17 protein-coding genes and 1 pseudogene are annotated in these 21,052 nt (G+C 71.3%); 8 read left to right on the top strand and 10 right to left on the bottom strand.

From position 1 onward, the window contains the following. Positions 1–8: 8 nt before the first annotated feature. The 5 genes from ABZ079_RS03550 to ABZ079_RS03570 are packed head-to-tail and all read right to left on the bottom strand — an operon-like array spanning position 9 to position 6,520. Positions 9–935 carry a dihydrodipicolinate synthase family protein gene (locus tag ABZ079_RS03550; RefSeq protein WP_356937732.1) on the bottom strand — a complete coding sequence of 309 codons (927 nt, stop codon included), beginning with the start codon at positions 933–935 and terminating at the stop codon, positions 9–11. Then, on the bottom strand, positions 936–1,940 hold the full coding sequence (locus ABZ079_RS03555) for an ABC transporter ATP-binding protein (protein ID WP_356937733.1): 1,005 nt from the start codon (positions 1,938–1,940) through the stop codon (positions 936–938). Continuing rightward, on the bottom strand, positions 1,937–3,913 hold the full coding sequence (locus tag ABZ079_RS03560; protein WP_356937734.1) for a dipeptide/oligopeptide/nickel ABC transporter permease/ATP-binding protein: 1,977 nt from the start codon (positions 3,911–3,913) through the stop codon (positions 1,937–1,939). The genes ABZ079_RS03555 and ABZ079_RS03560 overlap by 4 nt, the downstream gene beginning before the upstream one ends. Further along, complete coding sequence (locus tag ABZ079_RS03565; protein WP_356937735.1) at positions 3,913–4,869, bottom strand: ABC transporter permease; 957 nt, start codon at positions 4,867–4,869, stop codon at positions 3,913–3,915. The genes ABZ079_RS03560 and ABZ079_RS03565 overlap by 1 nt, the downstream gene beginning before the upstream one ends. A gap of 4 nt (positions 4,870–4,873) precedes the next feature. Next, complete coding sequence (locus ABZ079_RS03570) at positions 4,874–6,520, bottom strand: ABC transporter substrate-binding protein (RefSeq protein WP_356937736.1); 1,647 nt, start codon at positions 6,518–6,520, stop codon at positions 4,874–4,876. A gap of 359 nt (positions 6,521–6,879) precedes the next feature. Here ABZ079_RS03570 and ABZ079_RS03575 point away from each other — a divergent pair, with 359 nt between their 5' ends. The 5 genes and pseudogenes from ABZ079_RS03575 to ABZ079_RS03595 all read left to right on the top strand — a co-directional run bounded on the left by ABZ079_RS03575 (position 6,880) and on the right by ABZ079_RS03595 (position 13,186). Beyond that, a complete protein-coding gene (locus ABZ079_RS03575) occupies positions 6,880–7,227 on the top strand; it encodes a hypothetical protein (RefSeq protein ID WP_356937737.1) in 348 nt (115 codons plus the stop codon). A 4-nt stretch (positions 7,228–7,231) separates the two neighbouring features. Beyond that, positions 7,232–9,910, top strand: coding sequence for a tetratricopeptide repeat protein (locus ABZ079_RS03580; RefSeq protein WP_356937738.1), 2,679 nt, complete (start codon positions 7,232–7,234; stop codon positions 9,908–9,910). Between the two features lie 260 nt (positions 9,911–10,170). Beyond that, positions 10,171–10,920: a DNA repair protein RecO gene (recO, locus tag ABZ079_RS03585; RefSeq protein ID WP_356938113.1), complete on the top strand. Its 750-nt coding sequence runs from the start codon at positions 10,171–10,173 to the stop codon at positions 10,918–10,920. 36 nt (positions 10,921–10,956) lie between these two features. Further along, the gene (locus tag ABZ079_RS03590; RefSeq protein WP_356937739.1) at positions 10,957–11,793 is read left to right on the top strand and encodes an isoprenyl transferase; all 837 of its coding nucleotides are present in this window, start codon (positions 10,957–10,959) and stop codon (positions 11,791–11,793) included. Between the two features lie 72 nt (positions 11,794–11,865). Next, positions 11,866–13,186 (top strand): annotated as a pseudogene (locus ABZ079_RS03595) (histidine-type phosphatase). Positions 13,187–13,210: 24 nt separating this feature from the next. Here the strand turns inward: ABZ079_RS03595 and ABZ079_RS03600 are convergent. The 4 genes from ABZ079_RS03600 to ABZ079_RS03615 are packed head-to-tail and all read right to left on the bottom strand — an operon-like array spanning position 13,211 to position 16,331. Further along, positions 13,211–13,621, bottom strand: a complete 411-nt coding sequence (locus tag ABZ079_RS03600; RefSeq protein ID WP_356937740.1) for a transcriptional repressor — start codon at positions 13,619–13,621, stop codon at positions 13,211–13,213. Between the two features lie 60 nt (positions 13,622–13,681). Continuing rightward, on the bottom strand, positions 13,682–14,584 hold the full coding sequence (locus ABZ079_RS03605) for a metal ABC transporter permease (RefSeq protein WP_356937741.1): 903 nt from the start codon (positions 14,582–14,584) through the stop codon (positions 13,682–13,684). After that, positions 14,584–15,351, bottom strand: coding sequence for a metal ABC transporter ATP-binding protein (locus ABZ079_RS03610; protein WP_356937742.1), 768 nt, complete (start codon positions 15,349–15,351; stop codon positions 14,584–14,586). The genes ABZ079_RS03605 and ABZ079_RS03610 overlap by 1 nt, the downstream gene beginning before the upstream one ends. Positions 15,352–15,371: 20 nt before the next feature. Then, positions 15,372–16,331 carry a metal ABC transporter substrate-binding protein gene (locus tag ABZ079_RS03615; protein WP_356937743.1) on the bottom strand — a complete coding sequence of 320 codons (960 nt, stop codon included), beginning with the start codon at positions 16,329–16,331 and terminating at the stop codon, positions 15,372–15,374. Between the two features lie 160 nt (positions 16,332–16,491). Here ABZ079_RS03615 and ABZ079_RS03620 point away from each other — a divergent pair, with 160 nt between their 5' ends. After that, the gene (locus ABZ079_RS03620) at positions 16,492–17,874 is read left to right on the top strand and encodes a glycine--tRNA ligase (RefSeq protein ID WP_356937744.1); all 1,383 of its coding nucleotides are present in this window, start codon (positions 16,492–16,494) and stop codon (positions 17,872–17,874) included. Positions 17,875–18,169: 295 nt separating this feature from the next. On the opposite strand, the gene ABZ079_RS03625 is transcribed toward ABZ079_RS03620, so the two are convergent. Next, complete coding sequence (locus ABZ079_RS03625) at positions 18,170–19,222, bottom strand: chitinase (RefSeq protein ID WP_356937745.1); 1,053 nt, start codon at positions 19,220–19,222, stop codon at positions 18,170–18,172. 175 nt (positions 19,223–19,397) lie between these two features. Between ABZ079_RS03625 and ABZ079_RS03630 the strand changes: the two genes are divergently transcribed. Both ABZ079_RS03630 and ABZ079_RS03635 read left to right on the top strand, forming a co-directional pair. Next, the gene (locus tag ABZ079_RS03630) at positions 19,398–20,408 is read left to right on the top strand and encodes an aldo/keto reductase (RefSeq protein WP_356937746.1); all 1,011 of its coding nucleotides are present in this window, start codon (positions 19,398–19,400) and stop codon (positions 20,406–20,408) included. A 26-nt stretch (positions 20,409–20,434) separates the two neighbouring features. Then, a complete protein-coding gene (locus tag ABZ079_RS03635) occupies positions 20,435–21,031 on the top strand; it encodes a TetR family transcriptional regulator (protein WP_356937747.1) in 597 nt (198 codons plus the stop codon). The last annotated feature ends 21 nt before the right edge of the window (positions 21,032–21,052 follow it).

The raw sequence follows: 21,052 nt of genomic DNA on the forward strand, positions 1-21,052 counted from the left end.
CGCCTGCCTCAGAGCAGGCCGGCCGCCGCCAGGTGCTTGGCGACCTTTTCGACCTCCTCGCCGGACAGGGGGACCTGTGGCTCGGCCGTCACCGGGCAGTCGATGACGCCGCGCAGGTGCAGTGCCGCCTTGAACGCGCCCAGGGCCGAGGAGCTGCCCCCCATCCGGGCCGGGTCGCCGACGCCGGTGATGCCGAACAGCGCACACAGCCGCTCCTGTTCGGCCCGCGCGCCCTCCCCGTCGCCCGCCCGGCACTGCCGGTAGAGGCGGACGTATCCGTGCGGGTCGACGTTGGCCAGGCCCGGCACCGCCCCGTCGGCACCCAGCGCCAGGGCGGAGTCGGTGATCAGCTCGGAACCGGTCAGGACGCTGAACCCGGGGTGTGCGCGGGCGCCCGTGACGACGTCCCGGAAGGCCGCCAGATCGCCGCTGGAGTCCTTGAGCCCGGCCAGTACGCCGTCCCCGGCGAGCCCCAGCACCAGGTCGGCGGGGAGCTTGCTGTGCACGGCCACGGGGATGTCGTAGGCGATGACCGGGACCGGGCTGGCGGCCGCGATCCGGCGGTAGTGGTGGACGATCTCCGCGCGGTGGGTACGGGCGTAGAAGGGTGCGGTGACGACGACGGCCTGGGCGCCGGCCGCGGTGACGGCGGTGACGTGGTCCAGGACGCGCGGGGTGGTCATGTCGATGGCGCCCGCGAGAACGGGCAGCTGACCCCCCACGTGTGCCGTGACGGCCTCCACGACCTGCCTGCGCTGCCGGTCCGTCAGGAAGGCCGCCTCCGAGGTCGAGCCGAGCAGGAACAGCCCGTGCACCCCGGCCTCCACCAGATGGCCGACCAGCCGGAGCAGCGAGCGCACGTCCACCTCGCGCTCCGGGGTCAGGGGCGTACAGACGGGCGGGACGACACCGGTGAGCGGGGTGGGGAAGGGCATTCAGGGCTCCTGGCGTGCTAGGTCGCGGGTCGGCTGGTCCTCCTCCACAGGATGGTGACAGCGGTAGCGGTGTCCGGGCCGCGACGCGGCCGAGAAGCCCGGCATCGCCTCGGCGCACAGCCCGTCGGCCTTCCAGCACCGGGTGCGGAACGGGCAGCCGCTCGGCGGTCGGGTGGCCGAGGGCACCGGCCCGGTCAGCGGGATCGGGGTGCTGGGGTCCAGCAGTCCGGGCGTGGCGGAGAACAGGGCACGGGTGTACGGGTGCCGGGCGCTGTCGGTGACCCGGTCGGCCGGGGCATCCTCCACGATCCGGCCGAGGTACATGGTGACCACCCGGTCGCTCATCCGCCGGACCGTCTGGATGTCGTGCGAGACGAACACCAGGGCGAGACCGAGGCGTTCCCTCAGGTCGAGGAGGAGGTTGAGGATCTGGGCGCGGACCGAGACGTCCAGGGCGCTGGTCGGCTCGTCGGCGACGACCAGGGCGGGGTCGAGGGCGAGCGCGCGGGCGATGGCGACGCGCTGCCGCTGCCCACCCGACAGCTGTCCGGGCAGGGCGTCGGCGAGGGCGCGGGGAAGGCCCACCAGGGTCATCAGCTCCCGCACACGGTCCGCCCGTTCCTGCTTCGTGCCGCGCCGGTGGACATCGAGCGGGTCGCGCAGGATGCGCCGTACCGGCAGCCGGCGGTTCAGGGCCGTCGACGGGTCCTGGAAGATCATCCCGGTGCCCGCGCCGACCGTGGTCCGGCGCTCGGCGGGTGGCATCGTCCACAGGTCGCGGCCCTGGAACGACACCGTCCCCGAGGCCGGCCGCTGGATGCCGACCAGCACCCTCGCCAGCGTCGACTTCCCGCACCCCGACTCACCGACCACACCCACCGTCTCACCCGGGGCGACGGAGAGGGCGGCACCGGTGAGGGCGTGGACCCGGTCGCGGGTGAACGGGCCTGCGCCGCGGGCCTTGTGGACGACGTGGGCGTCCCGTACCTCGACGACAGGGGTCACTGCAGGGCCTCCTCGCTCTCGGCCGACGTCAGCCGCACCGCCGGGTGGTGGCAGGCGGCCGTGTGCGCCGGGCGGCCCGCGAGGACGGGGGTGTGCGCGTGGCACACCCCGGTGGCGAGTGGGCAGCGGTCGGCGAAGCGGCAGCCCGCGGGGAAGTCGGCCGGGGCCGGGACGGCCCCCCTGATCTGTGTCATCCTCCCCTCCGCGGACTCCAGCGAGAGCACACTGCCGAGCAGGCCGCGCGTGTAGTGGTGGGCCGGCGCCGCCACCAGGTCGGCGGTCACGCCGGTCTCCACGATCTGCCCCCCGTACATCACCACCACCCGGTCGGTGACGTCGGCGACCAGCGCCAGGTCGTGCGAGACCAGGATCAGTGCGAAGCCCAGCTCCTCGCGCAGTCGCAGCAGCAGCTCCATGACCTGCGCCTGCACGGTGACGTCCAGCGCGGTCGTCGGCTCGTCGGCGACGATCAGACCAGGGTCGCGGGACAGCGCCATGGCGATGAGCACGCGCTGACACTGACCGCCGGAGAGTTCGTGCGGATAGCTGCGCAGGGTGCGGCCGGGGTCCAGGCCGACCAGCTCCAGCAGCTCCCGTGGGCTGCGCCGGCCGCCGCGCCGGACCAGCTGCTTCAGCTGGGCGCGGATGGTCATCGCCGGGTTCAGCGAGGACAGGGCGTCCTGGTGGATCATCGCCATCTCGTGGCCCAGCAGCCGGCGCCGTACCCGCATCGGCTCGGCGAGCAGGTCCCGCTGCCGAAAGCGCACCTGCCCGCGGACCCGGGCGCCCTTCGGCTGGAGCCCCATGACGGCCGACGCGGTCAGCGACTTCCCGCAGCCCGACTCGCCCACCAGGCCCAGCACCTCACCGGGGCGCACTTCGAAGCTGACGCCGTCGACGATGTCGACGCCCCGGTGCCGGTCCGGGAAGCCGATGGCGAGGCTCTCCACGGCGAGCACCGGCTGACCGCCGGGGGCGGGCAGAGGCCGGGCGCGGGAGCGCAGCCGCCGGGCGGCCTCGGTCAGGCCGGGGAGCGGGAGCGCCTCGCCCGTGCCGGGTTCCGGTGTCTCCAGGCGGTCCGCGGGCGCCTCCACCTCCCGGGCGGCCGGGGCGGCCCACGCGTCGGACACGCCCTCGGAGAGGATGTTCAGCGAGAGGACCGTCAGCAGGATCAGCAGCCCGGGGAAGACGGTCGCCCACCAGCCGCCGGTCAGCACCATGTTCTTGCCGTCGGCGATGACACTGCCCCAGGACGGGTCCGGAGGCCGGACGCCCGCGCCGATGAAGGACAGCGACGCCTCGAACACGATGGCCTCGGCGACCTGGACCGTGCAGAACACCAGTACCGGGGCGGCACAGTTGACGGCCACGTGCCGCAGCACGATGTGCGGGGCGCGGGCACCGATCACCCGTTCCGCGGTGACGTAGTCCTCCCCGTACTGGTCGAGCACATTGGCCCGGACGACCCGTGCCACCGGCGGGGTGAAGAGGAAGGCGATCGCGCAGATCAGCACTCCGATACCGCCACCGAAGACGGCCACCAGCACGGCGGCGAGCGCGATTCCCGGGAACGCCATCACCACGTCGAGGCAGCGCATCAGCGTCTCGTCCACGGCCTTGCGGGAGGTGGCGGCGAGGGCACCGGTGAGAGCGCCGACGACCAGGGCGAGCGCGGTCGCGCCCAGCCCGATCGCGAGCGACCAGCGGGCGCCGTACATCAGCCGGCTGAGGACGTCCCGGCCGAGGCTGTCCTGCCCCATCCAGTGCGCGGCGGACGGGTGCCCGGTGCCGCCGGCCGGGTCCTGCTGGTCCAGCGGGTCGTCCGGGGCGAGCAGCGGGGCGAACACGGCGACCAGGACGACCAGCGCCAGGAAACAGACGGCGGCCTTGGACAGCGGCGGCAGCCGACGCCGGCCGCGCAGCCGGACGCCGGGCCGGGAGAGCCGCTCGGCGAGGCTCGCACGCGTGACCATCAAGCCGCCCTCAGACGTGGGTTGACGAGTAGATAGAGGATGTCGATGGCGAGGTTGACGACGACGAACCCGGTCGCCGTGGTGAGGACGACCCCCTGCACGACCGCCGGGTCACCGTTCTGCACGGCGTCGATCATCAGCTTGCCCATGCCGGGCAGCGAGAAGACCGTCTCGATGACGACGGCACCGCCGAGGAGGTAGCCGACGCGCAGGCCGAGCACGGTCAGGGGATTGATCAGGGCGTTCCTGAGGACGTTCCGGCCGACGACCACCCGGGGCGGAAGCCCGCTCCCGATCGCCGTACGGACGTAGTCCTTGTCCAGTTCCTCCACCACCGACGTCCGCACGATCCGGGTCAGCTGGGCGGCCACCGGCAGGGAGAGGGCGATGGCGGGCAGGGCCATGGTCTTCAGCCAGCCGCTGACGGAGTCGGCCGGGTTGATGTAGCCGCCGGTCGGGAACCAGCCCCGGTCCACCGCCAGGTACTGGATCATCAGCAGCGCCAGCCAGAATCCGGGCGCGGCCACCCCGAGCAGCGAGACGACCCGGATGACCTGGTCCGGCAGCCGGTCCCGGTACACGGCCGCCGTGACCCCGCCGACCAGCGCCAGCACCACCGCGATGCCGAGGCCCAGGAAGGTCAGCTGGAGGGTGAGCGGCAACGCGGTGGTGACCTGGCCGACGACCGGGGCACGGGTCAGGGCGCTGGTGCCGAGGTCGCCGTGGAGCAGGTCACCGAGGAAGTGGACGTACCGCACGGGCAGCGGATCCAGCAGTCCGTTGCGCTCCCGGAAGTCGTGCAGTTGCCGGGGGGTCGGATTGGCGCCCTGGAAGAACGCGGACGCCGGGTCCACGTCCGAGAACCGCATCACCAGGAACACGAACAGCACGATCCCGAGCAGCAGCGGCACGAGCAGGGCGACCCGGCGGAGCAGGATCCGGACGACGGCCGTCATGCCGTCAGGCCCATCCGGCCTGGAGGAGGTTGACGCCGGGATAGGGCTGCGCCCTTATACCGGTGAGCTTGCGCGGGTCCCAGGCGGTCATCAGCTCGTTGTGGACCACCGGATAGAGCACGGCCTGTTCGGCGACGACGTCGATGTACTCCTGGACCATCGCCTTCTTCTTCGCCGGGTCCGGCTCCCGGGTCGCCCGGTCCATGTCCCTGAAGAGCCGCTCGGCGACCGGGTGGCCGGCCCACCGGGTGTAGCGCATCCACAGGTTCTGGGGGCCGTAGTTGTAGTGCATGATCAGGTCGGCGTCGAGCCCGAACTGGTTCGGGTTGGAGGCCGCCGCCACCACCTGGTAGTCCTGCCTCTGGTCCAGCTTGGTGAACACGGCCGTGGTCTCCTGCGGCGCCAGGGTCGTCTCCGCGCCGATCGCGTCCCAGGAGGACTTGATGGTCGGCAGGCAGTCCACGATCCAACTCACGTTGACGGCCAGAAGGCCGACCTTGAGATCCTTGACCCCGGCGGCCTTCAGCAGCGCCTTCGCCTTGGCGGGGTCGTAGTCGTAGACGGTTCTGGCCCGCCGGTGACCGGGGTTGCCCTCGTCGAGGAACGAGGACGCGGGCTTCCCGTGCCCCTTGAGCGCGACCTGCACCATCTTCTCGGTGTCGATGGCGTAGTGCAGGGCCTGACGGACCCGTACGTCGTCGAAGGGCTTGTGCCGGGTGTTGAACATCAGGAAGAGGTTGTTCATCCCCGCGCCGCCCACGACCTTCAGACCGCCCTGCTCCAGGCGGGGCACGTTGGCGTAGGGGATGTTGTCGGCGATCTGGGCGCCCGCGCCGGCCCCGGAGATCTTCGCGACCCGCGGGGCCGCGTCCACGATGGTCAGCCAGTTCATCCGCTTGAAGGCGGGCTTGCGCGGGCCGTTGTAGGCGGCGAAGGCCTCGAAGGTGGTGTTCGACTTCGGGTGGTGCGCGGTCTGCCGGTACGGCCCCGAACCCACCGCCAGCCCCTTGATCGCGTCGTCCCAGGCGCCGGGCCGGGAGAACACGTGCTTCGGCATGATCTTGGCGAGGGTGAGCCGCGAAAGCCCTTCGGGGAAGGGGAACTTGAGGATCAGCTCGACGGTGCGCGAGTCGACTTCGCGGACGTCCTGCAGCCAGCCGGCGAAGAATCCCTTGGCGAGGGTCTGGGTCTTCGGGTCCAGGATCCGGTCGAAGACGAACACGACGTCGTCGGCGGTGACGGGCTTGCCGTCGTGGAAGGTGGCACCGGAGCGGAGCGTGAACCGCCAGGTGGTGGCGTTCCGGTCGCCCGGGATCGCGGTGGCGAGCGCCGGATACGGCACCCGGGTGATCGGGTCGGTGTCCAGCAGCCCCTCGTAGATGTGGTTGTTGGCGGCCATCGCGAACGCCGACGCCGTCTGTGTGGGATCCCAGCCGCCGTCGTTGCCGTAGCCGATCACGGCGGTCAGCGTCCGGTCCCTGCCGCTGCCGCCGCTTCCGGTGTCGTTCGTGGACTCGGGGCCGGCGGAACAGGCGGCCAGGGCGGGCGGCAGAGCGGCGGACAGACCGAGCACGCCGACGCCCTTCAGAACGGACCGGCGGTGCGGGGCGGGCACGTCGTGGCTTGCGTCGCGGGTCACGTCGTCGCGCACGGGTCCTCCAGCGGGGTCGGGGGGAGGGAGAGGTACGACGTCCTACGTCCGGTTTGGTCAGCGCGACCATAGGAGGGCCCCGGGGGGCGGTCAAGGGCGCGCACACGAATGGCGTAGCCGCCAGAGGTCTCACCAATGGCGGCGCCAAAACGCGCTCCCGCAGGGGATGTTGGGGGTTTTCCGGGCAAAGTGCTGTGCAGGTGCCGGTAAGGCGCTACGGTCTCAGACCTACCGGCAGGCGATGAACGACAGCAGGGGGACGCATGCTGCCCGAGGCGTTGACGGCATTGGCCGCGGCAGGGGGTTCCGCGGTGGTGCAGGCGGCGGGAAGTGACGCGTGGGAGGGACTGCGCGGGCGAATGGCGCGGTGGTTCGGCCGCGGAGACGCGGAGCGTGAACGCGGCGAGCTGGAGCGGCTGGACCGCGCCGCGGCCGAGCTGGCCGCCGCCGAAGGTGGCACCGCCGAGCGGGTGAGGGCACGGCAGGAGGCCGTGTGGCAGACCCGCATCGAGGCTCTGCTGGAAGACATCGTGGACGAGGAGCAGCGCGCCCGGACCGCCGCCGAGCTGGAGCAACTGCTCCAAGAGGCCGCCCCGCCCGCCTCCGGCGGGGGCGGGCTGGTGTCCGGCAACACCTTCCACGGCCCGACCGCCGTGCAGGCCGGCAACCACAACCGGCAGGACGTGCGCTTCGGTACCCGGGAGTGACCCGATGACCAGCCCCGAGGGGGCTCCCGGCGGCCGGGGCGGCGGGGTGCGCGGCAACACGTTCCACGGTCCGACCGCGATCCTCGGCGGCGACCACGGCACCCAGCATGTCCAATTCGTCTACCAGTGGAAGCCCGCCTACCGGATCGAGGACGTTCCCACCGCGCCCCGGCCGGTGTCCGCCCGGATGCTGGCCGAGCAGCCGTCCCGGCTGCTGCGGGCGGTGCATGAGGTGGTGCCGTTCACAGGCCGCCACCAGGACCTGGACCAGTTGACCCGCTGGCGCGACGACCCGGCGGAGGCACTGGCCGTCCGGCTGGTGCACGGTCCCGGTGGGCAGGGCAAGACCCGCCTGGCTGCCCACTTCGCCGCCCTGGGCCGGGCGGCGGGATGGGCGGTGTGGCAGGCGGTCGTCAACGAAACCGGCGCTGACCCGGTCACCACCAGCCCGCCCTCCGAGACGGGCACCGGCACCGGCGTTCTCCTGGTGGTCGACTACGCCGAACGCTGGCCCACGCCCGATCTGCGCCGGCTCCTGCAGGACCCGTTGCTGTCCCGCACCGGCACTCCCGTGCGCGTGCTGCTGCTGGCCCGTCCGGCCGGAATCTGGTGGGAGAGTCTGGAGACCTGGATCGGCGACACGCTCGACGCCCCCGCCGAGGCCCATGCCCTACGGCCGCTCGCCGGCGACCCGACCGCACGCGCCGTGCTGTTCCGCCAGGCCCGCGACCGCTTCGCCGGCCACCTCGGCCTGCCCGCCGACCGCGCCGGGCGGATCCTCCCTCCCCCGGACCTGGACACCGACGAGGACTACACCCAGATCCTGACCATCCACATCGCCGCCCTGGCCGCCGTCGACGCCCACCTGCACGACGACCCCGCGCCCGTCGACCCGGCCCGCGCCTCCGCCTACCTCCTCAAACGCGAACGGGCCCACTGGGGCACCCTGCCGCTGTCCACCACGCCCCAGGCGATGGGCCGCACGGTGCTGACGGCCACGCTCACCCGTCCCCTGGCCCGCACCCACGGCGCGACCGCCCTGGTCCGGGCCGGTCTCGCCGACTCGCCCGCCGCGGCCAACACTCTCCTGGACGACCACCGTCACTGCTATCCCCCGGCCCACGCCGACCCCGCCCGCACGGTCACGGTCCTGGAGCCGCTCTACCCCGACCGCCTCGGCGAGGACTTCCTCGGCCTGACCACGCCGGCCGCGCCCGACGTGCCCCACCCGGTGCCCGGTGCGATCACCGACGACTGGGCTCACGGGGTCGCCGAACGCCTCCTCCTCGCGGACGCCGACACCAGCACACCGGCGCCGTGGACCCGCGACACCCTGACCGTCCTGATCGAAACCGCCCGCCGCTGGCCCCACATCGCCACCGGCCAGCTCCACCCTCTGCTCAGGAAGCACCCCGAACTCGCCCTGCACGCGGGTGGAAACGCCCTGGCCACGCTGGCAAGCCTGGACACGACCGACATCACGCTCCTTGAGGCCATCGAACCTCACTTCCCCCAGAGGCGGCACGTCGACCTGGACATCGGGATCGCCGCCGTCACCAAGTGTCTGGCCGATCACCGCCTGGCAACCCACCAGGACCCCGCCGCACGCGCCCGCACGTACGAGATCCTCGCGATACGCCAGTCACGTGTCGGCCTGCACGACGAAGCGGTCACCGCCGGCCGGGAAGCCGTGCGGGCTTGGCGCGACCTCGCCGGCGCCGACCCCGCACGCCAGGTCGACCTGGCCCGCTCGCTGTCCAACTTCGGGGCTTGGCTGGTGGACGTGGGGCGGCGGGAGGAGGCCCTGACGGCCTGCGCGGAGGCGGTGGAGATCTGGCGTGGGCTGGCGCCGGGCGATCCGGAGTACGGGCCCTCTCTGGCATCCTCGCTCTCCAACCTCGGCGCCTTGTTCTGGGAGGTGGGGCGGCAGGACGAGGCCCTGACGGCCTGCGCGGAGGCGGTGGAGATCTGGCGTGGGCTGGCGCCGGGCGATCCGGCCAGGCGGGAGCCCGACTTCGCGGCGTCGTTGTCCAATTTCGGCGTTCTGCTGTGGGATGCGGGGCGGGAGGACGAGGCGCTCACCGTGCTTCATGAGGCGGTGGGGATCCGGCGCGGGCTGATGTCGAGGGATCCGGCCGCGTATGCGCCGGCGCTCGCCACCTCGTTGTGCAATTTCGGGCCCTTGCTGTCGGATGCGGGGCGGGAGGACGAGGCGCTCACCGTGCTTCAGGAGGCGGTCGGGATTCGCCGCGGGCTGGCAACCGGCAACCCGGCCGCGTACGCGCCGGATCTCGCCGTAGCGCTGTCCAACCTCGGAACCGCGCTGTTCCGGGTCGGGCGGCGGGAAGAGGCTCTCGCCACCACTCAGGAGGCGGTCGAGATGTTCCGCCGGCTGACGGCGGCCAATCCGGCTGCGTACGGACCCGGCTTCGCCACCGCGCTGTACGTGTGGGCGGCGGCTCGTTATGAGACGCGGCAGAACCTCGCGGAGGCGCTGCGAGCGACGGGGGAAGCGGTGGAGACCTACCGCAAGCTCGTGTCCGCCGCACCTGCGCGGTTCCTCTCACCGCTCGTCAATGTGCTGAACCTGCAGGCGGACCTGCTTCTCGGCCTGGGGCGCCTGCGAGAGGCGCAGAGCATCCGTGGCTGGCTCGCAGCACTCAGCGAGCCGGAGCGCCGATGAACTCCGCCCAGCCGCCCGCGCCGAGCCGGAGGCGTCCCCGGCCCTGATCGAATCGGCGGCGGAGCCGGCGGGGAGTCCTGGAACTCCATGAGCCGCATCAGCTTGACCGTCTCCGGGTGCGCGCCCGCTGTGAACGGGCTGTGCGGCCCGCCACCCCCGCCGAGCGGATGAGTGCGGCGACGGCCTACGCCGACACCCGTGGTCGGGGCGAGGTGCCCTGGCCGGCCGTTCCCGGGTGCCGCATGCGCGAGAATGGGTCCATGAGTCTGTTCCGCGACGACGGCATCGTGCTGCGCACCCAGAAGCTGGGTGAGGCGGACCGGATCATCACGCTGCTCACGCGGGGGCACGGGCGGGTGCGGGCCGTGGCCCGCGGCGTGCGGCGGACCAAGTCGAAGTTCGGGGCCCGGCTGGAGCCCTTCTCCCATGTGGACGTGCAGTTCTTCGCGCGGGGCAGCGAGCTGATCGGGCGCGGGCTGCCCCTGTGCACACAGAGCGAGACCATCGCTCCCTACGGTGGCGGGATCGTCACCGACTACGCCCGCTACACCGCCGGCACGGCCATGCTGGAGACCGCCGAGCGGTTCACCGATCATGAGGGCGAGCCCGCGGTGCAGCAGTATCTGCTGCTGGTGGGGGCGCTGCGGACGCTCGCCCGGGGCGAGCACGCGCCGCACCTCGTCCTCGACGCCTTCCTCCTGCGCTCCCTCGCCGTCAACGGTTACGCGCCCAGCTTCGGCGACTGCGCGAAGTGCGGTATGCCCGGCCCGAACCGCTTCTTCTCGGTCGCCTCCGGCGGCTCCGTCTGCGTCGACTGCCGGGTGCCCGGCAGTGTCGTACCGTCCCCGCAGACCCTGGTACTGCTCGGGGCGCTGCTTACGGGAGACTGGGAGACGGCGGACGCGTGCGAGCCGCGGTACGTGCGGGAGGGCAGCGGGCTGGTGTCCGCCTACCTGCACTGGCATCTGGAGCGCGGACTGCGCTCACTCCGGTACGTCGAGAAGTCGTAGCGAAACCCCTAGATCACAGAGGGAGACGAGAAGCACATGGTGGTACGCGGGATCCTCGGGCGCCAGCGGCGCGAGTACAGGGCGCCGGAGCCGCACCCGTCGGGCGCCCGTGCGCCGAAGCTCCCCGGCGAGCTGGTCCCGAACCACGTGGCGATCGTCATGGACGGCAACGGCCGCTGGGCCAAGGAGCGCGGGCTGCCCCGGACCGAGGGGCACAAGGTGGGTGCCGAGCGGGTGCTCGACGTCCTCCAGGGCTCCATCGAGATCGGTGTGCGCAACATCTCCCTGTACGCCTTCTCCACCGAGAACTGGAAGCGCTCGCCCGACGAGGTCCGCTTCCTGATGAACTTCAACCGCGACTTCATCCGCAAGACCCGCGACCAGCTCGACGAACTCGGCATCCGGGTGCGCTGGGTGGGCCGTATGCCCAGGCTGTGGAAGTCGGTCGCCAAGGAACTGCAGGTCGCCCAGGAACAGACCAAGGGCAACGACCTGCTCACGCTGTACTTCTGCATGAACTACGGCGGCCGGGCCGAGATCGCGGACGCCGCGCGGGCCCTCGCCGAGGACGTGAAGGCGGGCCGCCTCGACCCGTCCAAGGTCAACGAGAAAACGCTCCAGAAGTACCTGTACTACCCGGACATGCCGGACGTCGACCTGTTCCTGCGTCCGAGCGGCGAGCAGCGCACCTCCAACTACCTGCTGTGGCAGAGCGCGTACGCCGAGATGGTCTTCCAGGACGTGCTGTGGCCCGACTTCGACCGGCGCCACCTGTGGCGGGCCTGCATCGAGTTCGCGTCCCGTGACCGTCGGTTCGGCGGCGCGATCCCGAACGAGGAGCTGCTGGGCATGGAGGGCAGGTCGGACGCCTGAGCCGATCACCTGAGCCGCCGGTCACCTGGTGGCCACCGGCGGTTCATGCGGGCCGCCGAGGATGCGGGACTCATGAGACGACTCAGCCCTGTCCTCACCCTCGGCGTCCTGCTGCTCACCGCGCTGCCCGCGTCCGCGGCGGACGGCCCCGCGCACCGCGAGAGCTACGGCACGAAGGCGCCGTACTCCGCCCGGAACCCGCGCCACCACCAGAAGGCTCCCGCCGGCTTCGTTCCCGTCTTCACGGAGAACGTCTCCCGGCACGGCTCCCGCGCGGCCAGCGACAGCGAGGACGGCGACCTGATCCTCGCGCTGTGGGACAAGGCCGAGGCCGAGGGGCACTGACCGCCATGGGCAAGGAGTTCGGGCCGAAGGTCCGCGCCCTGCAGGCCGCCATGGCGAAGGCCGGCTACGGCAACCTCAGCGGGCGCGGCAAGCAGGAGCTGACGGACACGGCCGTGCGCCTGGAGCAGCGACTGCCGTCACTGTTCGGGAGGATCGCCGACCAGGGCGGGAGGATCGACGTCGTCAGCTCCGGGCAGGGGCGGGCCGTGGACAGCGGCAACGTGTTCGCGGGTGCCCTCGCCGACGCCGACCCGGCGCTCGGGCCGTCGATCGGGCCCACCGGCACCGACAAGGACCTGTTGTACTTCCACAAGACGACGGGCGGTGCGGCCTACCGCGACCACATCGAGAACGACCGGCGCCTCAAGGACACCCTGGAGGGCATCACCGACCAGCCCAGGACGAGGCAGGCCGCCCGCAGCGTCCTGCGCGGGATCTTCACGGCCTCCTTCGTCGAGCGGATCCCCGACCAGGCCGGCGCCGCCGAGGCCGTCTACAACCTGTAGCCATCGCCCCCGCGATGAGCGAGGAGAGCCCGGACGGTGCGGGCTGGGGCATGGAGCGCTACGTCTCCCGCAGGGACGCGGCCTGGTTCGGCTACCTCGGCGACGCCGAGGACTTCTACGAGAAGGGCCCCGGCTTCGCCGACAGCGACATCACCTACAAGATGGCGGGCGTCCTCCTCGACGACCTCTTCAAGCAGGTCGAGGCCAAGCGCGCCGGCACCAGCGACCTCGGAGCCGAGCTGCGCTTCACCCACGCCGAGGAGATCATCCCGCTGGCCGCGCTGATGGGCCTGCCCGGTAGCACGAAGCCGGCCGACCCGGACGAGCCGTACACCTACACCGGCAACCCGTGGCGCGGCGCCGCCGTCTCCCCGCTGGGCGCGAACATCCAGTGGGACGTCTTCAGGAAGGGCGACCGCTACCTGGTCCGCATGCTCTACAACGAGCAGGAGACGCCCTTCAAGGCAGCCTGCCGTCCCCTCGGCAAAGGCAGCGCCTTCTACGACCTGGACGAGCTGGAGCGCTGCTTCGGGCGCGGCTGAGAGGACGGGCGCCGCCCCATCGGCTCAACCGGCGGCGCACTCCGCGCATGTGCCGAAGATCTCCACCGTGTGGGCCACGTTCACATACCCGTGCTCCACGGCGATTGCCTCCGCCCACTTCTCCACAGCCGGACCCTCGACCTCCACCGCCTTGCCGCAGGCGCGGCAGACCAGGTGGTGGTGGTGTTCGCCGGTAGAGCAACGGCGGTAGACGGACTCGCCGTCGGAGGTGCGCAGGACGTCGACCTCACCGGCCTCGGCGAGGGACTGCAGGGTGCGGTAGACGGTGGTGAGCCCGACCGAATCGCCCTTGTGCTTGAGCATGTCGTGCAGTTCCTGCGCGCTGCGGAACTCGTCGACCTCGTCCAGGGCCGCCGCCACGGCTGCACGCTGCCGGGTCGCGCGGCCCTTCACGGGCGGTCCAGCGGTCGTCACCGGTTGCCTCCTCAGTCTGGCGTCTGCCCGGGCCATTGTGCCAGTCCGGGCTGTGCGCGGTCAGACGCCGATCTCGTCCCCGGCTCCCCGCGTGGCCGGAATCGAGCACTCCGCCGGGTCCCCGGCGGGCTGTGCCGCGGCTGCCGCGCGGGCGCGTCGGCGGGCCAGCGGGGTGGCCAGGGCCGTCAGCGCGATGAACGCGGCGATGGTCAGCAGGACGATCGTCGCGCCGGGCGGGACGTCCTGGTAGTACGACGTGATCGTGCCGCTGACGGTCACGGCCACGCCGATCGCGACGGCGATCACGAACGTCGCCGTGAAACTCCGGCTGAGCTGCTGGGCCGCCGCCACCGGCACCACCATCAGCGCCGACACCAGCAGCAGGCCGACCACCCGCATCGCGACCGTCACGGTGACGGCTGCGGTGACCGCCGTGAGCAGGTTCAGCGCGCGCACCGGCAGACCCGTGACCCGCGCGAACTCCTCGTCCTGGCTGACCGCGAACAGCTGGCGGCGCAGGCCCAGCGTGACCAGCAGCACCAACGCGGCGAGCACGCAGATCGCGGTCACGTCGGACTGCGACACCGTCGACAGGGAGCCGAACAGGTACGACGTCAGGTTGGCGTTGGAGCCGCCCGGCGCCAGGTTGATCAGCATCACACCGCCGGCCATGCCGCCGTAGAAGAGCATGGCGAGGGCGATGTCGCCGCGGGTCCTGCCGTACCAGCGGATCAGCTCCATCAGCACCGCGCCGAGCACGGAGACGGCGGTCGCCATCCACACGGGGGAGGTGGACAGCAGGAAGCCGAGGCCGACGCCCGTCATGGCCACGTGCCCGATGCCGTCGCCCATCAGGGCCTGGCGGCGCTGGACCAAGTAGATGCCGACCGCGGGCGCGGTGATGCCGACCAGCACGGCGGCCAGCAGCGCCCGCTGCATGAAGGCGTAGTTCAGGAAGTCCATCAGCTCAGCAGTCCCGTGCGGATCGGTTCGGTACCCGCCGGTGCGTGCGGGTGTACGTGGTCGTGGCCGGGCAGTGCGTGCTGGCCGACCGCGCGGGGCGGTGGCCCGTCGTGCAGCACACAGCCGTCCCGCAGGACGACCGCCCGGTCGATCAGGGGCTCCAGCGGGCCCAGCTCGTGCAGCACGAGAAGGACGGTCGCGCCCGCTTCCACCTGCTGCTTCAGCGTCCGAGCGAGCACCTCCTGGCTGGCCAGGTCGACGCCCGCCATCGGCTCGTCCATGATCAGCAGTTCGGGCTCGGCGACCAGTGCGCGGGCGATCAGCACCCGCTGGTGCTGGCCACCGGACAGGGCGCCCGCCGAGTCCTTGGCGCGGTCCGCCATGCCGACCAGCTCCAGGGCGTGGTGCACGGCTTCCCGGTCGGCCTTGCGGAAGACACCGAAGCGGGTGCGGGACAGCCGGCCGGAGGAGACGATCTCGGTCACCGTCGCCGGCACCCCGCCCGCGGCGGTGGTGCGCTGCGGTACGTAGCCCACGCGCGCCCAGTCCCGGAAGGACCGGCGCGGGGCGCCGAACAGTTCGATGGTGCCGGAGCTGACGGGCACCTGGCCGATGAGGGCGCGTACGGCCGTCGACTTGCCGGAGCCGTTGGCGCCGAGCAGGGCGACGACCTCGCCGCGGCCGACGGTGAGATCGATGCCCCGCAGCACGGGACGCGCGCCGAGTTCGGCGGTCACCCCGCGCAGGGCTATGACGGGCTCGCCCATGGTCCTGCCCTCCCTGCCGGTCACTTGGCGCCCAGCGCCTGCTGGAGCGCCCTGAGGTTGGCCTGCTGGACCGAGAAGTAGTCCTTGCCGCGGGACTTGTCGGTGATGCCCTCGATCGGGTCGAGGACGTCCGTCTTCAGGCCCGCGTCCCCCGCGACGGTCCGCGCGGTCTTGTCGCTGACGAGCGTCTCGTAGAAGACGGTGGTCACACCGTCCGCCTCGGCCATCTTCTCCAGGTCCTTCACGCGCGCGGCGCTGGGCTCCGACTCGGGGTCGAGGCCGTTGATGGCCTCCTCGGTGAGGCCGTAGCGCTCGGCGAGGTAGCCGAAGGCGGCGTGCGTGGTGATGAAGACCTTCTTCTTGCTGCCGGCGAGGCCGGCCCTGAACTGCCTGTCCAGGTCGTTCAGCTTCCTGACCAGGTCCGTGGTGTTCTTCCTGTAGGCGGCCGCGTGATCCGGGTCGGCCTTCTCGAAGGCCTTGCCGACGCCCTCTGCGACCTGGGCGTAGCGCACCGGGTCGAGCCAGATGTGCGGATCCTTGCCCGCGGACTCCCCGCCCTCGTCGGCGTCGTGCGCGGCCGCGTGACCGCCGACCTCGTTGCCGTGGTCCTCCAGCGTGGTCAGGGAGGCGGCCTCGATCTTCGTCCTGAGCGAGGACTGGGCCACCGCGTCGTCGACGGAGGGCTGGAGGTTCTTCAGGTACAGGACCGCGTCGGACTCCTCCAGCGTGGCGATCTGCCGGGGACCGATCTCCAGGTCGTGCGGTTCCTGGCCGGGGGAGGTGAGAGTGGTGACGTGGACGTGGCCGCCGCCGATCTGCTCGGCGAGGAAGGCCATCGGGTAGAACGACGCGACGACGTCGAACTTGCCGGTGTTGGCCGCTGCCGCGCTGTCGCCGGAGCAGGCGGAGAGCGTGCCGATCCCGAGAGCGGTGACCGCGGTGACCGCGGCGGCGGGTATGAGGCGTCCTCGTACGTTCATGACAGTCATTTTCAACAAATATGGAAACCGTTGTCAACAACCGCCGGTGAGGGCCGTAGGCAGGGGCCGATTTGGTCGTGGGGGAGCCTGCGCCGGTAACCTGAATCATTCGCTGGAAGCATCTCGCTTCAACGCCCGTCGTCGTAATGAAGAGAGCACCGTGGCCGCCGACAAGATCGACACCATCGTCAGCCTGAGCAAGCGCCGTGGCTTCGTTTTCCCGTGCAGTGAGATCTACGGCGGTCAGCGTGCCGCCTGGGACTACGGACCGCTGGGTGTCGAGCTCAAGGAGAACATCAAGCGCCAGTGGTGGCGCTACATGGTGACGTCGCGCGAGGACGTGGTCGGTATCGACTCGTCCGTCATCCTGGCCTCCGAGGTCTGGGTCGCCTCCGGCCACGTCGCCACCTTCACGGACCCGCTGACCGAGTGCACCTCGTGTCACAAGCGGTTCCGCGCCGACCACCTGGAAGAGGCGTACGAGGAGAAGAAGGGACACGCCCCGGCGAACGGCCTGGCCGACATCAACTGCCCGAACTGCGGCAACAAGGGCCAGTTCACCGAGCCCAAGCAGTTCTCGGGTCTGCTCTCCACCCACCTCGGCCCGACCCAGGACTCCGGTTCCGTCGCCTACCTGCGCCCCGAGACCGCCCAGGGCATCTTCACCAACTTCGCCCAGGTGCAGACCACCTCGCGCCGCAAGCCGCCGTTCGGCATCGCGCAGATGGGCAAGTCCTTCCGCAACGAGATCACGCCCGGCAACTTCATCTTCCGCACCCGTGAGTTCGAGCAGATGGAGATGGAGTTCTTCGTCAAGCCGGGCGAGGACGAGAAGTGGCAGGAGTACTGGATGGAGCAGCGCTGGAGCTGGTACACCGGCCTGGGTCTCCGTGAGGAGAACATGCGCTGGTACGAGCACCCGAAGGAGAAGCTCTCCCACTACTCCAAGCGCACCGCCGACATCGAGTACCGCTTCCAGTTCGGCGGCAGCGAGTGGGGCGAGCTGGAGGGCGTCGCCAACCGCACCGACTACGACCTCGGCGCGCACTCCAAGGCCTCCGGCCAGGACCTCTCCTACTTCGACCAGGAGGCCGGCGAGCGCTGGACGCCGTACGTCATCGAGCCCGCGGCCGGTGTCGGCCGCACCATGCTGGCCTTCCTGCTCGACGCCTACGTCGAGGACGAGGCGCCGAACGCCAAGGGCAAGATGGAGAAGCGCACGGTCCTCCGCCTGGACCACCGTCTGGCCCCGGTGAAGGTCGCGGTGCTCCCGCTGTCCCGCAACCCGGAGCTGTCCCCGAAGGCCAAGGGTCTCGCCCAGGCGCTGCGGCAGAACTGGAACATCGAGTTCGACGACGCCGGTGCCATCGGCCGCCGCTACCGTCGTCAGGACGAGATCGGTACGCCGTACTGCGTGACCGTCGACTTCGACACGCTCGAGGACAACGCGGTGACCGTGCGCGAGCGTGACTCCATGAAGCAGGAGCGTGTGTCCCTGGACCAGATCGAGGGGTACCTGGCCAGCCGCCTGCTGGGCTGCTGACGCCGGCCGGCGCTTTCTCGCCCACCCGCCAGCCCGGAACTCCCGGCTGGTGGGTGGGCCTTTTTCGGTGTTCATGGCCTGGCGGCGGCGACACGCGAGCTGTCCACGCAGTCGCGGACGCGCGTGATCAGCCCGCCGTGAACGCGGAGGACGAGGGGGCCGGGCATGGTGAAGCCGGCCACCAGCTCCTCGGTCTGGCCCCTCTTAGTGACGCCCCGGCCGACCGCGTCGCCGCTCTGCTCCGGCCGGCCGTCAGGGCCTTGGTGGACCCGCCCGCCCGAGCCGGCCGACGCCGTCAACGGCCCTGAAGCGCCCTGACGTTGTCGCCGAAGGTCCAGTTCTTCGAGCCGTCCCAGTTGATCGACCAGGTCATCAGGCCCTTGAGCGCGGTGCCGTAGTGCTTCCAGGCCTGGGAGACCAGCGAGGGTGACATGTGGCCGCCGCCCGCGCCAGGCTGTGCGGGCAGGCCCGGGACCTGCCTGTCATAGGGCACCTTGATCGTCGTGCCCTGTACCACCAGTCCCTTGTTCAGGCAGTCGGTCTGGGTGGTGAAGCCCTGTACCGTGCCCGCCGAGTAGGAGTCGCCGGAGCAGCCGTACATGCTGCCGTTGTAGTACTGCATGTTCAGCCACCACAGGCGGCCGTTGTCCACGTACTTCTTGATGATCGGCAGATAGGCGCCCCAGATCGAGCCGTAGGTCACGCTGCCGCCGGTGACGTAGGCGGTCTCCGGGGCCATCGTCAGGCCGAAACCGGACGGCATCCGGCCGAGGATTCCGTCGATGATGCGGATCAGGTTGGCCTGGGACGGGGAGAGCCGGTCGATGTTTCCGCTGCCCACCAGTCCCGTCTCGATGTCGATGTCGATGCCGTCGAAGTTGTACTCCTTCAGGATCGGCACGACCGTCGCCACGAAGCGGTCGGCCACGGCCGAGGACGACAGGTCGATGCCGGCCGCCGCGCCGCCGATGGACAGCAGGATCGTCTGGCCGGACGCCTTGGCCTGGCACATCTGGGCGGGCGTGGCCACCTTCACGCCGGCGTCCATGCCGTCCTCCCACAGGGCCGTGCCGTCCGACCGGATCACCGGGAAGGCGGCGTTGATCACGTTGTAGCCGTGTGCGGGGATGCGGGAGTCGGTGATCGGGGTCCAGCCGAAGGGGGGATGGACGCCGTTGGCGGAGCCGTCCCAGTTCTCCCAGTAGCCCTGGAGCACCTTGCCGGCCGGCCGTGACTTCACCGCGCAGGTGTCGGCGGCGGATGCGGTGGGCGCGGTGGCGATCGCCAGCGGGGCGAGAACGGCCGTGGTGACGGCGGTGGTGAGCAGTCGCAGCGTGCGGCGGAGCATGCGGGCCTCCCGGTGGGATGCGGTGAGGTGTCGTAGGCATGACAGTTTCGGGCTATGACAGTGCGCGTGGTCCAGACCTTTCGTCAATAGGTCTGGACCAGATTGCCCGACACTCGGTTACATAGATGGAATGACAGATATTGAAATCTGTCAGCTGTCATGGCAGGGTGAAGTCATGACGATGCGAACCCGAACCCTCGGAACCACCGGTCCCCGGGTCTCCGCCCTCGGCCTCGGCTGCATGGGCATGTCCGCCCTCTACGGCGACACCGACCGCGCGGAGTCCATCGCGACCGTCCACGCCGCCCTGGAGGCGGGCGTGACCCTGCTGGACACCGGCGACTTCTACGCCATGGGCCACAACGAGATGCTCATCGGCGAGGCCCTGCGCACCGCCCCGCCGGCCCGCCGGGAGCAGGCCCGGACCAGCGTGAAGTTCGGCGCCCTGCGCGATCCCGACGGCGACTGGAGCGGCTACGACGGCCGCCCCGCCGCCGTGAAGAACTTCGCCGCCTACTCCCTGCAGCGTCTCGGCGTCGACCACATCGACGTCTACCGGATCGCCCGTCTCGACCCGGACGTGCCGATCGAGGAGACCGTCGGCGCGATCAGCGAACTCGTCGAGAAGGGATACGTGCGCCACGTCGGCCTCAGTGAGGTCGGCGCCGAGACCATCCGCCGGGCCGCGGCCACCGCCCCGATCGCGGACCTGCAGATCGAGTACTCGCTCGTCTCGCGCGGCATCGAGCAGGAAATCCTGCCCACCACCCGCGAGCTGGGCATCGGCATCACCGCCTACGGCGTGCTCTCCCGGGGCCTGATCTCCGGCCACTTCTCCCGCGACCGGCAGCTGGCCGCGAACGACCTCCGCGCCCACTCGCCCCGCTTCCAGGGCGACAACCTCCGGCACAACCTGAACCTGGTCGAGGCCCTGCGCAAGATCGCCGAGCAGAAGGGTGTCAGCGTCGCGCAGATCGCCATCGGCTGGGTGCTCTCCCGAGGCGAGGACATCGTGCCGCTGATCGGCGCCCGCACCCGCGAGCGGCTGACCGAGTCGCTGGGCGCACTGGACGTGACCCTGGACGCGGCCGACCTGGCGGCGATCGAGCAGGCCGTCCCCGCGGACGCGGCGGCCGGCGACCGCTATCCGACCGCGCAGATGGCACACCTCGACAGCGAGCGCTGAGCCCGCCGCCCGGTACGGTCTAGAGCATGCCACCGACCAGCCAGACCCTGACCGCCGAGCGCATCCTCGAAGCGACCGAGGAGGTGCTGCGCCGCCACGGCCCGGCCAAGGCCACCGTGGTCGACGTGGCCCGCGCGCTCGGCGTCAGCCACGGCAGCGTCTACCGGCACTTCCGGACCAAGGCGGCGCTGCGGGAGGCCGTCACCAAGCGCTGGCTGGACCGCACGTCGCAGAAGCTCGCCGGGATCGCCACCGCCGACGGCAGCCCCGCGGAGCGGCTGCGGGCCTGGCTCGCGGCCCTCTTCGAGGCCAAGCGGCACAAGGCGGGCGACGACCCCGAACTGTTCGCCACCTACACCGTGCTGACCGACGAGAACGGCACGGTCGTCGGCGAGCACATCGCCGACCTGACCGCACAGCTGACCCGGATCATCGCGGCGGGGGCCGGGTCGGGCGCCTTCTCCGTGCCCGACCCGGCCGCCGCGGCCCGTGCCGTCTTCCAGGCCACCGGCCGCTTCCACGACCCGTGCTACGCCCGGGAGTGGACCGCCCCCGGCGTCGACGAGGAGTTCACGGCCGTGGTGGACCTGCTGATACGCGGGCTCGGCTCACCGGCACGGTGACGCGGGCGACCAGACCTTTGG

It is taken from the genome of Streptomyces sp. NPDC006314, assembly GCF_040613075.1.
GTDB lineage: Bacteria > Actinomycetota > Actinomycetes > Streptomycetales > Streptomycetaceae > Streptomyces.

Coding starts and splice junctions, on each gene's coding strand:
- ABZ079_RS03630 (WP_356937746.1), top strand. CDS start 19,398: ATGACGATGCGAACCCGAACCCTCGGAACCACCGGTCCCCGGGTCTCC.
- ABZ079_RS03590 (WP_356937739.1), top strand. CDS start 10,957: ATGGTGGTACGCGGGATCCTCGGGCGCCAGCGGCGCGAGTACAGGGCG.
- ABZ079_RS03565 (WP_356937735.1), bottom strand. CDS start 4,869: ATGACGGCCGTCGTCCGGATCCTGCTCCGCCGGGTCGCCCTGCTCGTG.
- ABZ079_RS03605 (WP_356937741.1), bottom strand. CDS start 14,584: ATGGACTTCCTGAACTACGCCTTCATGCAGCGGGCGCTGCTGGCCGCC.
- recO (WP_356938113.1), top strand. CDS start 10,171: ATGAGTCTGTTCCGCGACGACGGCATCGTGCTGCGCACCCAGAAGCTG.
- ABZ079_RS03575 (WP_356937737.1), top strand. CDS start 6,880: ATGGCGCGGTGGTTCGGCCGCGGAGACGCGGAGCGTGAACGCGGCGAG.
- ABZ079_RS03560 (WP_356937734.1), bottom strand. CDS start 3,913: ATGGTCACGCGTGCGAGCCTCGCCGAGCGGCTCTCCCGGCCCGGCGTC.
- ABZ079_RS03580 (WP_356937738.1), top strand. CDS start 7,232: ATGACCAGCCCCGAGGGGGCTCCCGGCGGCCGGGGCGGCGGGGTGCGC.
- ABZ079_RS03550 (WP_356937732.1), bottom strand. CDS start 935: ATGCCCTTCCCCACCCCGCTCACCGGTGTCGTCCCGCCCGTCTGTACG.
- ABZ079_RS03635 (WP_356937747.1), top strand. CDS start 20,435: ATGCCACCGACCAGCCAGACCCTGACCGCCGAGCGCATCCTCGAAGCG.
- ABZ079_RS03625 (WP_356937745.1), bottom strand. CDS start 19,222: ATGCTCCGCCGCACGCTGCGACTGCTCACCACCGCCGTCACCACGGCC.
- ABZ079_RS03615 (WP_356937743.1), bottom strand. CDS start 16,331: ATGAACGTACGAGGACGCCTCATACCCGCCGCCGCGGTCACCGCGGTC.
- ABZ079_RS03610 (WP_356937742.1), bottom strand. CDS start 15,351: ATGGGCGAGCCCGTCATAGCCCTGCGCGGGGTGACCGCCGAACTCGGC.